This window comes from Streptomyces endophytica, from assembly GCF_026153355.1.
GTDB classification, from domain to species: Bacteria; Actinomycetota; Actinomycetes; order Streptomycetales; family Streptomycetaceae; genus Streptomyces; species Streptomyces endophytica.
Genome location: NZ_CP110636.1, coordinates 360,765 through 373,026, shown reverse-complemented (window position 1 = coordinate 373,026; position 12,262 = coordinate 360,765). Strand labels below are relative to the sequence as shown.

Genomic DNA, 12,262 nt, shown 5'->3' with positions numbered 1-12,262 from the left:
GTACGTGCGGGGCGCCGCAAAGCGCAAAGGCGAGCAACAACCGCGGCGGGACAGACGGGTACGTGGTAGGCACCGCAAGAACGTGGGGATGCTACAAGCGTGCTCAAGCGCAGAGGCTTTCTCACGTTGTCCGCCGTGAGCGCCTGCGGGCTCGCGGGGCCGGTCGCGTACGGGGCCGAGGACCCGTACGCCCCGTTACGGCGCCGCTGGTGCGAGCTCTCACTCGGGACCGGGTTCGACCCGGACGCCCCGCCGTACGCGGCCGTACTGCGGGAGACCGGCGCACTCGCCGCCGGGTTCCTGGCGAGCATGCGGCCGGCCGCGGGCTCGTTGTGGCCGGACTGCCCGTACGACCCGCCCTCCGGCATCACCCAGAGCTACGGCCGGCTGAACACGATGGCCCAGGCCTGCGCCCAGCCCGGGACCGGGCACACCGGTGACCCGGACCTCGCCGACGCCGTCCGCCGAGGACTCGCGCATCTGGACGACACCGTCTACCACCCCGGTACCACCCGCTACGGCAACTGGTGGGAGTGGCAGATCGGCAGTCCGAGGCTTCTCCTCGACACGCTGGTGTTCGTGGCGGAGCGGCTGCCGGGCGGGCTGACCGAGGAACTGCGCGGGCGCTGCCTCGCCGCCGTCGACCACTTCGTGCCGGACACGATGCTCGGCGACTACACCGGCACCAGCACCGGCGCCAACCGCGTCGACCTGTGCCGGGTGGTCGCCCTGCGCGGCATCCTCGGCCGGGCGCCCGCCAAGATCGCACTGGCCCGGGACGCCCTCTCGCCGGTGTTCCCGTACGTCAGCGAGGGCGACGGGCTCTACGCCGACGGCTCGTTCGTGCAGCACACCTGGGTCGCCTACTCCGGTACCTACGGCTACGTCCTGCTGGACGGGCTGGGGCGGCTGTTCGCGCTGCTCGACGGGTCGGAGTGGGAGGTCACCGATCCGGGGCGGCAGATCATCTCGGACAGCGTGGCGCACGCGTACGCGCCGCTGCTGCACAACGGGTTGATGATGGACAGCGTCAACGGCCGTGCGATCAGCCGCGGTTACCTCCGGAACGACGAGCGGCGGGTGCTGCGCAGCGACCACTACCACGGGCATGCGCTGATCGCCGCCATCGCGCTGCTCGGTGAGAGCGCGAGCGCCGCCGAACGGGACCGCTGGCACGCGATGGTCAAGGGCTGGATCGCCCGCGACCGCACCCTGCCGGTCCTCACCGACCGGCAGTACGGCGTCGCCGACCTCGCCCGGCTGCGGAAGATCGCCGACGGGCCGGGGCCGGCCGCCGCCGAGCCCGTCGGCCACCGGCTCTTCGCGGCCATGGACCGCGCCGTGCACCGCCGCCCCGGCTGGGCCGCGAACGTGGCGATGTGCTCGGACCGGATCACGTACTACGAGAACGGCAACGGCGAGAACCGCCGCGGCTGGCACACCGGTGCGGGGATGACGTACTGGTGGGGTGCGGACTTCGGCGGGGACCAGTACACCGATGCCTTCTGGCCGACCGTCGATCCGTACCGGCTGCCCGGCACCACCGTCTCCACCAAGCCGCTCGCGGACAACGAAGGCGGCGGCTGGGGCGAGCCGAAGCCCGACGTCCGGTGGGTCGGGGGGACCACCGACGGGGAATTCGCCGCCCTCGGGCAGCATCTGCGGGGGCTGTCCTCGACGCTGAGCGCCCGGAAGTCCTGGTTCGCGCTCGCGGACTGCGTCGTCTGTCTGGGCGCCGGGATCACCGCGCGGGACGGCGTGGCGGTCGAGACCGTCGTCGACAACCGGTGCCTGGGGGAGTACGGCACGGCCGCGCTCACCGTCGACGGCGTACGGCAGCCCGGCACGCTCGGCCGCCGTACCGCCTTCCGCCGCGTCCGCTGGGCCCACCTCGCCGGGCACGGCGGCTACGTCTTCCCCGGCGGCATCCCCCTGCACGCGCTGCGTGAGGCCCGCACCGGTTCCTGGCACGACATCAACACCACCTCGTCGCCGGAACCGTTCACCAGGCGGTATGTCACGTTGTGGTGCGATCACGGGCTCGATCCGGCTGATGCCCGTTATGCGTATCTCCTGATGCCGGGAGCCTCCACGCGGGCCGTCGCGGCGCGGGCCGCCGACCCGCACTGGCTGACCGTGCTCGCCAACGACGCGTGCCGTCAGGCGATCGCCGTCCACCCGCTCGGCGTAACGGCCGCGAACTTCTGGCGGGCGGGGAGCGCCGGGCCGCTGTGCAGCAGTGGCCCGGTGAGCGTGCTGGTGCGTAAGGCGCCGGGCGGACGGACCGCCCGGCTGTGCGTCGCGGCCCCCGCGCGGACCGGTGATCCGGTGGAGATCACCTGGTCGCGGCCGGTGCGGGCGGTGCTCGACCACGACCCGTCGATCGAGGTGCTGGCGAGCGGACCGGGCCTGCGGCTGCGGGTCCGCCCCGGTACGGTCTGCGCCACCCACCGCTGCACGGTCCGACTGCGCTGACCTGCGCCGGGGCCCGCTCCGCCGAGCCTTGGGGCCGCCGCTCGTCCGGGCCCGCGGACCACCGGTCACCACAACATCACTCGGCGGCCGTTTGTCGGGCCCATACAGAGGAACCGGGGGCCGGCCACCCGAACGGAGGGCGGGACGCGGGCCGCGTACAGGAGGGTTCTGTACTGCCTGCCCACCAAAACGCATGTGACGTTGTACGAAACCGACATCGGTGTGCGGCGCCCCGCACACGTACCGTCGATACATGACCACTGTCGAAGATCTGCCCGCCGGCGCCAACGACGCCCGCGGGCGCGTCGCCGAGCTGCACGCCATCCGTGAGCAGGTCCGGCGCGGACCCAGCGAGCGGGCGACCGAGGCCCAGCGTGCCAAGGGCAAGCTGACGGCGCGCGAGCGGATCGAGCTGCTGCTGGACGAGGACTCGTTCAACGAGGTCGAGCCGCTCCGCCGGCACCGGGCGACGGGCTTCGGTCTGGAGGCGAAGAAGCCGTACACCGACGGTGTGATCACCGGGTGGGGCACGGTCCACGGCCGTACGGTGTTCGTCTACGCACACGACTTCCGGATCTTCGGCGGCGCGCTCGGCGAGGCGCACGCCACGAAGATCCACAAGATCATGGACATGGCCATCCAGGCCGGTGCCCCGCTGGTGTCGCTCAACGACGGCGCCGGCGCCCGCATCCAGGAGGGCGTCTCGGCGCTGGCCGGCTACGGCGGCATCTTCCAGCGCAACACCAAGGCCTCCGGGGTCATCCCGCAGATCTCGGTCATGCTCGGCCCGTGCGCGGGCGGCGCGGCCTACTCCCCGGCCCTGACGGACTTCGTGTTCATGGTCCGCGAGACCTCCCAGATGTTCATCACCGGCCCGGACGTGGTCCGTGCGGTGACCGGCGAGGAGATCACCCAGAACGGCCTGGGCGGCGCCGATGTGCACGCCGAGACGTCCGGTGTCTGCCACTTCGCCTACGACGACGAGCAGACCTGCCTGGAGGAGGTCCGCTACCTCCTCTCCCTGCTGCCGGCGAACAACCGTGAGAACCCGCCGGCGGTGCCGTGCGAGGACCCGGCCGACCGCTCCGGCGACGCGCTGCTGGACCTGGTGCCGGCCGACGGCAACCGCCCGTACGACATGCGCAAGGTCATCGAGGAGATCGTCGACGACGGCGAGTACCTGGAGGTCCACGAGCGCTGGGCGACCAACATCATCTGCGCGCTGAGCCGCTTCGACGGCAAGGTGGTCGGCATCATCGCCAACCAGCCGCAGTCGCTGGCCGGTGTGCTGGACATCGAGGCGTCCGAGAAGGCCGCCCGCTTCGTCCAGATGTGCGACGCCTTCAACATCCCGATCGTCACCCTGCTCGACGTGCCCGGCTTCCTGCCCGGCGTCGACCAGGAGCACGGCGGCATCATCCGGCACGGCGCCAAGCTGCTGTACGCGTACTGCAACGCCACCGTGCCGCGCATCTCCATCGTGCTGCGCAAGGCCTACGGCGGCGCCTACATCGTCATGGACTCCCAGTCCATCGGCGCCGACCTGACCTACGCCTGGCCGACCAACGAGATCGCGGTGATGGGCGCGGAGGGCGCCGCCAACGTCATCTTCCGCAAGCAGATCGCCGAGGCCGACGACTCCGAGGCCATGCGCACCCGCATGGTCAAGGAGTACAAGTCCGAGCTGATGCACCCGTACTACGCGGCCGAGCGCGGTCTGGTCGACGACGTCATCGACCCCACCGACACCCGCCGGACGCTCATCCGGGCCCTGGACATGCTGCGCACCAAGCACGCCGACCTCCCGGCCCGCAAGCACGGCAACCCGCCCCAGTAGCCATCCCGCACCCGCGACTCACCGACGACGCGACGACGGAGAAGAAGACACCGTGAATCCTGCCCACCGCACCGACCCGATCCGCGTGGAGAAGGGCCAGGCCAGCGAGGAAGAGCTCGCCGCCCTGACCGCCGTCCTGCTGGCCCGCGCCGCGCACCGCCCGGCCGCCGCCCCGGCCGGCCCGCGCGCCACCGCCGCCCGCTGGCGCCGCCTGGAGCGCCAGACCGGCTTCCACGGCGCGACCAGCTGGCAGCGCTGAGAGAACACCCACGGAAGGGCCCCGCGGCACGGCTGCGGGGCCCTTCCTGTTCCCTTTTCAACTTCCTTGTGAGCAAAGGTAGTTGACGTCGCATCAGTACCACGGCGTCCGGGGGTTCCGATTCGGTAGCCGACGTCCGAATCAAGGCGTAGGTTCGCCCCAATCCTGCGGAGCAGAGCTGGTCAAGGGGAGATCCCCGTGCTGGCATGCGCTCGTCATCCCCACTCCTGGTGTTCCCGCCCCGCGGGCCTAGGACGACCGGAAGGAAGAGCCCATGCTCAGCACGCTCAGTGCTGGTGCCGCAGTGGCATCGTTGCTCCTCGCCGGATCGGCATCCCCCACCCCAGCGCGGTTCGGCGACGACCCGCCGTCCGGCAAGATCACCATTACCGTCGCCACGGTCAACGGATCGGGCTGCAGACCCGGCAGCGCCGCGGTGGCCATCGCCCCCGACAACACCGCCTTCACCGTCACCTACAGCGAGTACCTCGCCCAGGCGGGCGGCACCAGCAAGCCCACCGACGCCCGCAAGAACTGCCAGATCGCCCTCAACGTCCACGTCCCGCAGGGCTTCACCTACGCGATCGCCCGCGCCGACTACCGCGGTTACGCCTCGCTGGCCCCCGGCGCCAAGGGCCTGGAGCAGGCGAACTACTACTTCCAGGGCCAGCAGCAGACGGCCCGCAAGAGCCACAGCTTCGCCGGCCCCTACGACAACAACTGGCAGTCCTCGGACGAGACCGACATCGACGCCCTCGTCTACGCGCCCTGCGGCGAGGAGCGCTACTTCAACATCAACACCGAGCTGAGGGTGGACGGCAAGTCGGCCGACCCCAAGGCCACCAGCTTCATGGCCATGGACTCCACCGACGGCAGCATCAACACCGTGTACCACTTCGCCTGGAAGGAGTGCCCGGCACGTAAGTAGCCGCGCGCGGCTCGTGCCGCGGACACGCCGAAGGCCCCCGCATCACGCGATGTGGGGGCCTTCCGGCTGGTGCGGCGTACGGGCACGGGGGGCCGGTACGCGGCGGTGCTAGCGCAGGCGCGCCATCAGGGCGTGCTCGACGAGCGTGATGAGCGCGCTCTTGGCCTCGCTGCGGTGCCGGGCGTCCGTGGTGATGATGGGGGCGTCCGGGCCGATCTGGAGGGCCTCACGGACCTCGTCGGGCGTGTAGGGCTGGTGCCCGTCGAAGCCGTTGAGGGCGATGACGAACGGCAGGCCGCTGTTCTCGAAGTAGTCGACGGCCGGGAAGCAGTCGGCGAGGCGGCGGGTGTCCACCAGGACGACGGCGCCGATGGCACCGCGGACCAGGTCGTCCCACATGAACCAGAAGCGGTCCTGGCCCGGCGTACCGAAGAGGTACAGGATCAGGTCCTGGTCCAGCGTGATCCGGCCGAAGTCCATCGCCACGGTCGTGGTCGTCTTGTCCGGCGCGTGCGTGAGGTCGTCGATCCCCGCGGAGGCGGAGGTCATCACGGCTTCGGTACGCAGCGGATTGATCTCTGAGACGGCCCCGACGAACGTGGTCTTGCCCACGCCGAAGCCGCCCGCCACCACGATCTTCGCGGAGGTGGTGGAGCGGGCTGCACCGCTAGAGCTTGCGAAGTCCACTGAGCACCCTTTCGAGCAGTGTCACATCTGGCTGTCCGCCGGCGGTCTCGTCCCCGCCGGGCTGATGGATGGCGACGAGCCCGGCCTCCGCCAGGTCGGCGACGAGGATTCGGGCGACGCCGAGGGGGATGGAGAGGAGGGCCGAGATCTCGGCCACCGATTTGATCTCGCGGCAGAGGTGGCAGATGCGCTGGTGCTCCGGCAGCTGGCCCTGCAGCTTGGCCGGGTCGGCGGTCGTGCTGACCAGCGCCTCGATGGCGAGCTGGTAGCGCGGCCGGGTCCGGCCACCGGTCATGGCGTACGGGCGCACGAGCGGGTTGTTCGCCCCGGTGGGGGCGGGCTCGGGCTTCCGCGGCGGCTGCACCGGCTGGATGCGCGGTGGCTGCGGCTGGTCGTACACCGACGGCTCGTACGGCTGGGAGTCGTACGGCCCCGGCTGCGATGGCTGGGGCCGCTGCGACCGGCGGCTCGGCGCAGACGGGAAGTTGAAGCGGTTGTGATGGGTCTCGCCCACAGGCCCGGACTCCTGCCCGGAACCGTACGGGTATCCGCTAGGGGGCGTTGCCACGTCTCCTCCTTCAACTTGCCTGTCTGACGCCGGTCGCGCCACCGAACCATAAGACGCGGCGGCGGGAAACGCACTGCCTGTTTGCTAGTTGAGAAGACTGCCCTGGAGTTCTGCGCGCAGGTCGGGCGTGAGCACCGTGCCCGCGCGGTCGACCAGCAGGGCCATCTCGTAGCCGACCAGACCGATGTCGCACTCGGGGTGCGCGAGCACGGCCAGCGACGATCCGTCGGAGACGGACATGATGAAGAGGAAGCCACGCTCCATCTCCACCACGGTCTGGTTGACGCTCCCGCCCTCGAAGATGCGGGACGCGCCGGAGGTCAGCGAGGTCAGCCCGGAGGCCACCGCCGCCAACTGGTCGGCGCGGTCACGGGGGAAGCCCTCGGACATCGCGAGAAGGAGTCCGTCCGCGGAGACCACGACCGTGTGGGACACCCCGGGGGTGTTGTCCACGAAGTTGGTGATCAACCAGTTCAGATTCTGCGCCGCCTGGCTCATCGGGCTCACACTAACGCTCCTGATCGTAGGTGCTGCCGGGGCCGAAGCCCTGTTGGTCATTCTGGGGGACCCCGGAGGGGTCCGTGCCGACATTGCGTCCCTGCTGGACTCCGCGGCGCAGGTTGCTCAACCTGCCGCGGACGTCCTCCGGGGCGCGGGAGACCTGGGGGCCGCCCTGCGGGGTCTGCTCCGCGGCACCCTCGACCAGGTTGGCCTTGGGCACCCGACGGGGAAGACCGGAGGCTGTGACTCCGCCCGCCTTCGGCTCGCGCAGCCGCTCCGCCCGCTCCCAGCGCTCGTCGTTCGAGCTGCGCCAGTCGGAGCCGTCCTGGCCGGTCTCCGGCGCGCTCCGCGGCTGCTGAAACTGCTCTGCCTGCTGGTCGCGGCCTCCGCGGCGCGGAAGGCCGGCGTCCGTCAGCGAGTGCGAGTCGCTCGGTGTGGGGCCCGGACGCTCGAATGGTACGCGCTCGGGCGCGTCAGCGGGAGCGGCAGTTGTATTCCGGTCAGATTCCGCTTCGGTCCCGAAGTAGCCCTCGAATGCGTGGCGTTCGGACCATTCGTCCGGCTGTACCGGTTCGTGCGAGACGTATGGCTGCTGGCCGGTGGTCTCCGGGAAGCCCAGATCACCGAACGCCTGGCTGCCGTGCGACCGGTCGTCGTAGAGCGGTTGATCAGCTTCCGGATAGCCCGGGGCGGGGTGGCCCTGGTAGCCGGTGGCGGACGTCGCCGGGTCGCGGAAGAGCGGATTGCCGACCTCCGGCCCCTCGGCCGGGCGCTCGCCACCGGTGGTCTGTGCCTCCAGCGCGGCCCGGCGCTCCTCGCGCATCAGCGAGCGGCCGACCATGTCCAGGTCCGCGGCGTCCGTGCGGGCGTAGCGGCTGTCGTCGAAGCCCAGCTCGGCGGCGGTGCGCTGGTGGCCCTCGTAGGCCCCCTGCTGGTGCTCGGGGACGATCCGGGAGACCGTGAAGTCGTCCTCGAACTGCTCGTCGCCGCCACCACCGTGGGTGATCGCCTCGGGCAGCATGACCAGGGACGTGGTGCCCGCCTGCTCGCCGGAGGGGCGCAGCTGCACCCGGATCCCGTGCCGGTCGGCCAGCCGGCCGACCACGAACAGGCCCATGCGCTGGGAGATCGCGGCGTCCACGCTCGGCGGGTTCGCCAGCTTGTGGTTGATGTCCGCGAAGTCCTCGGGGGTGAGCCCGATGCCCTTGTCGTGGATCTCGATCATCACCCGGCCGTCGGGCAGCCGGGTCGCGGTCACCCGCACCTTGGTCTGCGGCGAGGAGAAGGTGGTGGCGTTCTCCAGCAGCTCGGAGAGCAGGTGCACGAGGTCGGTCACGGCGGTGCCGTGGATCTCGCTCTCCGGCACCCCGGTGAGGTCTATTCGCTCGTACGACTCGACCTCACTGATCGCCGCCCGCAGGACGTCGACCAGCGGCACCGGCTGGTTCCAGCGGCGGCCCGGCTCCTCGCCGGCGAGGATGAGGAGGTTCTCGCCGTTGCGGCGCATACGGGTCGCGAGGTGGTCGAGCCGGAAGAGGCTCTCCAGCTGGTCCGGGTCCGCCTCGTTGTTCTCCAGGTCGGTGATCAGCTCCAGCTGACGCTCGATCAGGCCCTGGTTGCGGCTGGAGAGGTTGGTGAAGATCGCGTTGACGTTGCCCCGCAGCAGCGCCTGCTCGGCGGCCAGCCGGACGGCCTCGCGGTGCACCTGGTCGAAGGCCCGGGCGACCTCACCGATCTCGTCGGTGGTGGCGATCGGGATCGGGGTGACGCGGGTGTCGACCCGGCCGGGGGCGGTCCGGGAGAGCTGGTCGACCAGCATCGGCAGCCGCTGCTCGGCGACGCCGAAGGCGGCGTTGCGCAGCTGGCGCATGTTGCGGCTCATCCGGCGGGCCATCAGACCGGCCACGACGAACGCGATGATCAGCGCGGCGAGCACGATCGCGGAGTCGACGAAGGTGGACTGCTTGGCGTCCGCGGAGATCTGCGCGGCCTCGTTCACGGCCTTGTCGGCCAGGTCCTTCTCGATGGACCGGTACATGTTGAACTTGCCGGTTGCGGCCGCGAAGTAGCTGTCGGAGGTGATGCCCTTCAGGCTCAGCGTCTCCGGCGCCGCGCCGGTCCCGATCCAGGTGGACATCTGGTCGATCGACGGCGGGGTGCGGAACGGCCGGTTCGCGGCCTGTGCCTGTTCCTTTGCCTGTGCGATCTTCTGCTGCGCCGCCTGCTTCAGCGCGGCGGCGTCCTTCTGCAGCCGCTCGACGTCCTCCGGGGTGCCGCCGGAGGTGTACTCGCCGATGGCGATGCCCTCCAGGTAGCGGTACGACGCGAAGGCGGTCAGCTGGAGCTTGTGCTCCTTGCCGCCCTGCGGCGTCGCCGGGTCGACCAGCAGGTGGGTGCCGATCGAGCGCTCCAGCGACTCGGCCGCCTTGGCCAGCGCCACGGCGTAGACGGTGCGGCCGTACGAGGTGATGTTGCCGGTGCCCAGGCCGAGCTCGTTGGCGAACTCCATCAGCGGGTGCTGGACCTCGACGTAGCCCTCCTCGGTCTGCACACCGTGCAGCTTCGAGGTGTACGCGGCCTGGCGCAGCTGCTGGAGCTTGGGCTCGACCTTCTCGAACGAGGCGAGCCGGCGCTTCAGGCCCGGCTTGTCCGGCATGGCCTTGGCGGCCTTGTGGAACGCGTCCGCGGCGGAGTCGGTGGCGTCCCGGGCCTCCTGGACGGTCGGGTCGTTCTTCTTGCCCTCCAGCAGCGGCGCCGCGGTGCGGTCCCGCTCGTCGATCAGGGCGGTGCTGTAGGAGAGCGCGGCACGCACGAGCTTCGCGGTGTTCTCCGCGTCCTGCGCCTCCTGCCAGGTGGCGAAGGAGGTGTTCACCCGCAGGCCGCCCAGAACCAGGGCGAGCAGCACGGGGATCAGCAGGATCGCGTTCAGCCGGGTGGCCACCCGCCAGTTGCGCGGGGAGTACTTGCTACCGGTGACCGGAGGCTTCGCGACCGTGTCCTCGGGCGCGTCGGAAGCCGGTACGCCACCTCTCGGTGGCGGGGTGAAGTTGCCCCGCCGCGGTTCCTGCGGCTCGGGGCTAGACGTGCTTCGCCTCACTCGACCAACAACCTCTCGGCGGCCGGCACTACCTGCTGTGCCGTTTCTTCTGGGCGTTCCTACTCCGGAGTTCAGCGAATTTCAGCACGTCAGGGCGGTGCGTTCCAAACACTGAGCAAAGCTGGAGCAGGCCCGGAAGGCCCTCAGATAAAAGGGGCGTTAAGGGCGAGGTGCAGCAAAAGACAAGCGATCCGTGAGCGCAGCGAAGCCGGGCATGCGCGTGCGGTGTCGAAACCTCGGGGATTCACTGTCGAAACGTTATGAAGCGAATTTGTGGGCGTGTCGAAGGACACAGATCCCTTCGCGGATGGTGGGGCGCAGCCCTGGGCAGGGCTGCGCCACCCATGAGAATCAACTGCCGGGCCGTCCACTACTGATGACGAACCGGAGCGCCGGCCGGTTCCTACTGGAGCCGGGCCATCAGCGCGTGCTCGACGAGCGTGATGAGCGCGCTCTTGGCCTCGCTGCGGTGCCGGGCGTCGGTCGTGATGATCGGGGTGTTGGGACCGATCTGTAGCGCCTCACGCACTTCGTCGGGCGTGTAGGGCTGGTGCCCCTCGAAGCCGTTGAGGGCGACGACGAACGGCAGGCCGCTGTTCTCGAAGTAGTCGACGGCCGGGAAGCAGTCGGCCAGGCGGCGGGTGTCCACCAGCACGACCGCGCCGATGGCACCGCGGACCAGGTCGTCCCACATGAACCAGAAGCGGTCCTGGCCCGGCGTACCGAAGAGGTACAGGATCAGGTCCTGGTCCAGCGTGATCCGGCCGAAGTCCATCGCCACGGTCGTCGTGGTCTTGTCCTGCACGTGGCTGAGGTCGTCGATCCCCGCCGACGCGGAGGTCATGACGGCCTCCGTGCGCAGCGGGTTGATCTCCGAGACCGCGCCGACGAACGTGGTCTTGCCCACGCCGAAGCCGCCCGCCACCACGATCTTCGCGGACGTGGTGGCGCGGGCCGGGCTCGCGGCGAAGCCGCCGTCAGAGCTTGCGAAGTCCACTGAGCACCCTCTCCAGCAAGGTCACGTCCGGCGTACCGCCGGCCTCGCCGCTGCCACCGGGCTGGTGGATCGCCACCATCCCGGCCTCTGCCAGGTCCGCGACGAGGATCCGCGCCACGCCCAGCGGGATGTGCAGCAGCGCGGAGACCTCGGCGACCGACTTCACCTCACGGCACAGGTGGCAGATCCGCTGGTGCTCGGGCAGCAGCCCGGGCAGCTGGGCGGGGTCGGCGGTCGTGCTGACCAGCGCCTCGATGGCGAGCTGGTAGCGCGGCCGGGTCCGGCCTCCGGTCATGGCGTACGGGCGCACCAGCGGCTGGTCACCTTCGCTCCCGTACGGCGCTTGGCTGTAGGCGCCGTACGGGCCGGGCGAGGCAGGTGGCGGGGTCATGGGGTCCTCCGGACGGGACAGCGCGCGCTGTCGTCGGGTTGGGCCGGTGGGGGGTGCGGCACGAATGGGTGGTGTGGTGCTGGACGGGGCGGCGCTGCGGACGCCGTCAGTTCAGCAGACTGCCCTGGAGTTCTGCGCGCAGGTCGGGCGTGAGCACCGTGCCCGCGCGGTCGACCAGCAGGGCCATCTCGTAGCCGACCAGACCGATGTCGCACTCGGGGTGCGCGAGCACGGCCAGCGACGATCCGTCGGAGACGGACATGATGAAGAGGAAGCCACGCTCCATCTCCACCACGGTCTGGTTGACGCTCCCGCCCTCGAAGATGCGGGACGCGCCGGAGGTCAGCGAGGTCAGCCCGGAGGCCACCGCCGCCAACTGGTCGGCGCGGTCACGGGGGAAGCCCTCGGACATCGCGAGGAGCAGCCCGTCCGCGGAGACCACCACCGTGTGGGACACCCCGGGGGTGTTGTCCACGAAGTTGGTGATCAACCAGTTCAGATTCTGCGCCGCCTGGCTCATCG

General features: G+C 70.5%; 11 protein-coding genes. 4 read left to right on the top strand and 7 right to left on the bottom strand.

The genetic code is table 11. The features are described 5' to 3' along the window. Positions 1-135: 135 nt before the first annotated feature. The 4 genes from OJ254_RS01650 to OJ254_RS01635 all read left to right on the top strand — a co-directional run bounded on the left by OJ254_RS01650 (position 136) and on the right by OJ254_RS01635 (position 5,499). Entirely contained in the window at positions 136-2,475 is a 2,340-nt protein-coding gene (locus OJ254_RS01650; RefSeq protein WP_265360945.1) for a polysaccharide lyase 8 family protein, read from the top strand. A 253-nt stretch (positions 2,476-2,728) separates the two neighbouring features. Continuing rightward, on the top strand, positions 2,729-4,312 hold the full coding sequence (locus OJ254_RS01645; protein ID WP_265360944.1) for an acyl-CoA carboxylase subunit beta: 1,584 nt from the start codon (positions 2,729-2,731) through the stop codon (positions 4,310-4,312). A 52-nt stretch (positions 4,313-4,364) separates the two neighbouring features. Next, positions 4,365-4,571 (top strand): acyl-CoA carboxylase epsilon subunit, encoded by a 207-nt coding sequence (locus tag OJ254_RS01640; RefSeq protein WP_261955493.1) that lies wholly within the window; start codon positions 4,365-4,367, stop codon positions 4,569-4,571. Between the two features lie 274 nt (positions 4,572-4,845). Continuing rightward, positions 4,846-5,499 (top strand): DUF4360 domain-containing protein, encoded by a 654-nt coding sequence (locus tag OJ254_RS01635; RefSeq protein WP_265360943.1) that lies wholly within the window; start codon positions 4,846-4,848, stop codon positions 5,497-5,499. Positions 5,500-5,607: 108 nt separating this feature from the next. Here the strand turns inward: OJ254_RS01635 and OJ254_RS01630 are convergent, their stop codons facing one another. From OJ254_RS01630 to OJ254_RS01600, 7 genes are all read right to left on the bottom strand, one after another. Then, positions 5,608-6,186 (bottom strand): GTP-binding protein, encoded by a 579-nt coding sequence (locus OJ254_RS01630; RefSeq protein ID WP_073447656.1) that lies wholly within the window; start codon positions 6,184-6,186, stop codon positions 5,608-5,610. Next, entirely contained in the window at positions 6,167-6,754 is a 588-nt protein-coding gene (locus OJ254_RS01625; protein ID WP_423835800.1) for a DUF742 domain-containing protein, read from the bottom strand. The genes OJ254_RS01630 and OJ254_RS01625 overlap by 20 nt, the downstream gene beginning before the upstream one ends. Before the next feature lie 84 nt (positions 6,755-6,838). Beyond that, positions 6,839-7,252: a roadblock/LC7 domain-containing protein gene (locus OJ254_RS01620; RefSeq protein WP_018087204.1), complete on the bottom strand. Its 414-nt coding sequence runs from the start codon at positions 7,250-7,252 to the stop codon at positions 6,839-6,841. Positions 7,253-7,262: 10 nt separating this feature from the next. After that, positions 7,263-10,352 (bottom strand): sensor histidine kinase, encoded by a 3,090-nt coding sequence (locus OJ254_RS01615; RefSeq protein WP_265360941.1) that lies wholly within the window; start codon positions 10,350-10,352, stop codon positions 7,263-7,265. A gap of 403 nt (positions 10,353-10,755) precedes the next feature. Then, positions 10,756-11,349 (bottom strand): GTP-binding protein, encoded by a 594-nt coding sequence (locus OJ254_RS01610; protein ID WP_261955489.1) that lies wholly within the window; start codon positions 11,347-11,349, stop codon positions 10,756-10,758. Continuing rightward, a complete protein-coding gene (locus OJ254_RS01605) occupies positions 11,330-11,740 on the bottom strand; it encodes a DUF742 domain-containing protein (protein ID WP_261955488.1) in 411 nt (136 codons plus the stop codon). Before OJ254_RS01605 ends, OJ254_RS01610 begins: the two co-directional genes overlap by 20 nt. Positions 11,741-11,846: 106 nt before the next feature. Further along, the gene (locus tag OJ254_RS01600; protein ID WP_018087204.1) at positions 11,847-12,260 is read right to left on the bottom strand and encodes a roadblock/LC7 domain-containing protein; all 414 of its coding nucleotides are present in this window, start codon (positions 12,258-12,260) and stop codon (positions 11,847-11,849) included. Positions 12,261-12,262 lie beyond the last annotated feature (2 nt).

Bases quoted from the DNA above. Each gene is read 5' to 3' on its own strand.
- OJ254_RS01645 (WP_265360944.1), top strand. From the start codon at position 2,729: ATGACCACTGTCGAAGATCTGCCCGCCGGCGCCAACGACGCCCGCGGG.
- OJ254_RS01600 (WP_018087204.1), bottom strand. From the start codon at position 12,260: ATGAGCCAGGCGGCGCAGAATCTGAACTGGTTGATCACCAACTTCGTG.
- OJ254_RS01605 (WP_261955488.1), bottom strand. From the start codon at position 11,740: ATGACCCCGCCACCTGCCTCGCCCGGCCCGTACGGCGCCTACAGCCAA.
- OJ254_RS01635 (WP_265360943.1), top strand. From the start codon at position 4,846: ATGCTCAGCACGCTCAGTGCTGGTGCCGCAGTGGCATCGTTGCTCCTC.
- OJ254_RS01620 (WP_018087204.1), bottom strand. From the start codon at position 7,252: ATGAGCCAGGCGGCGCAGAATCTGAACTGGTTGATCACCAACTTCGTG.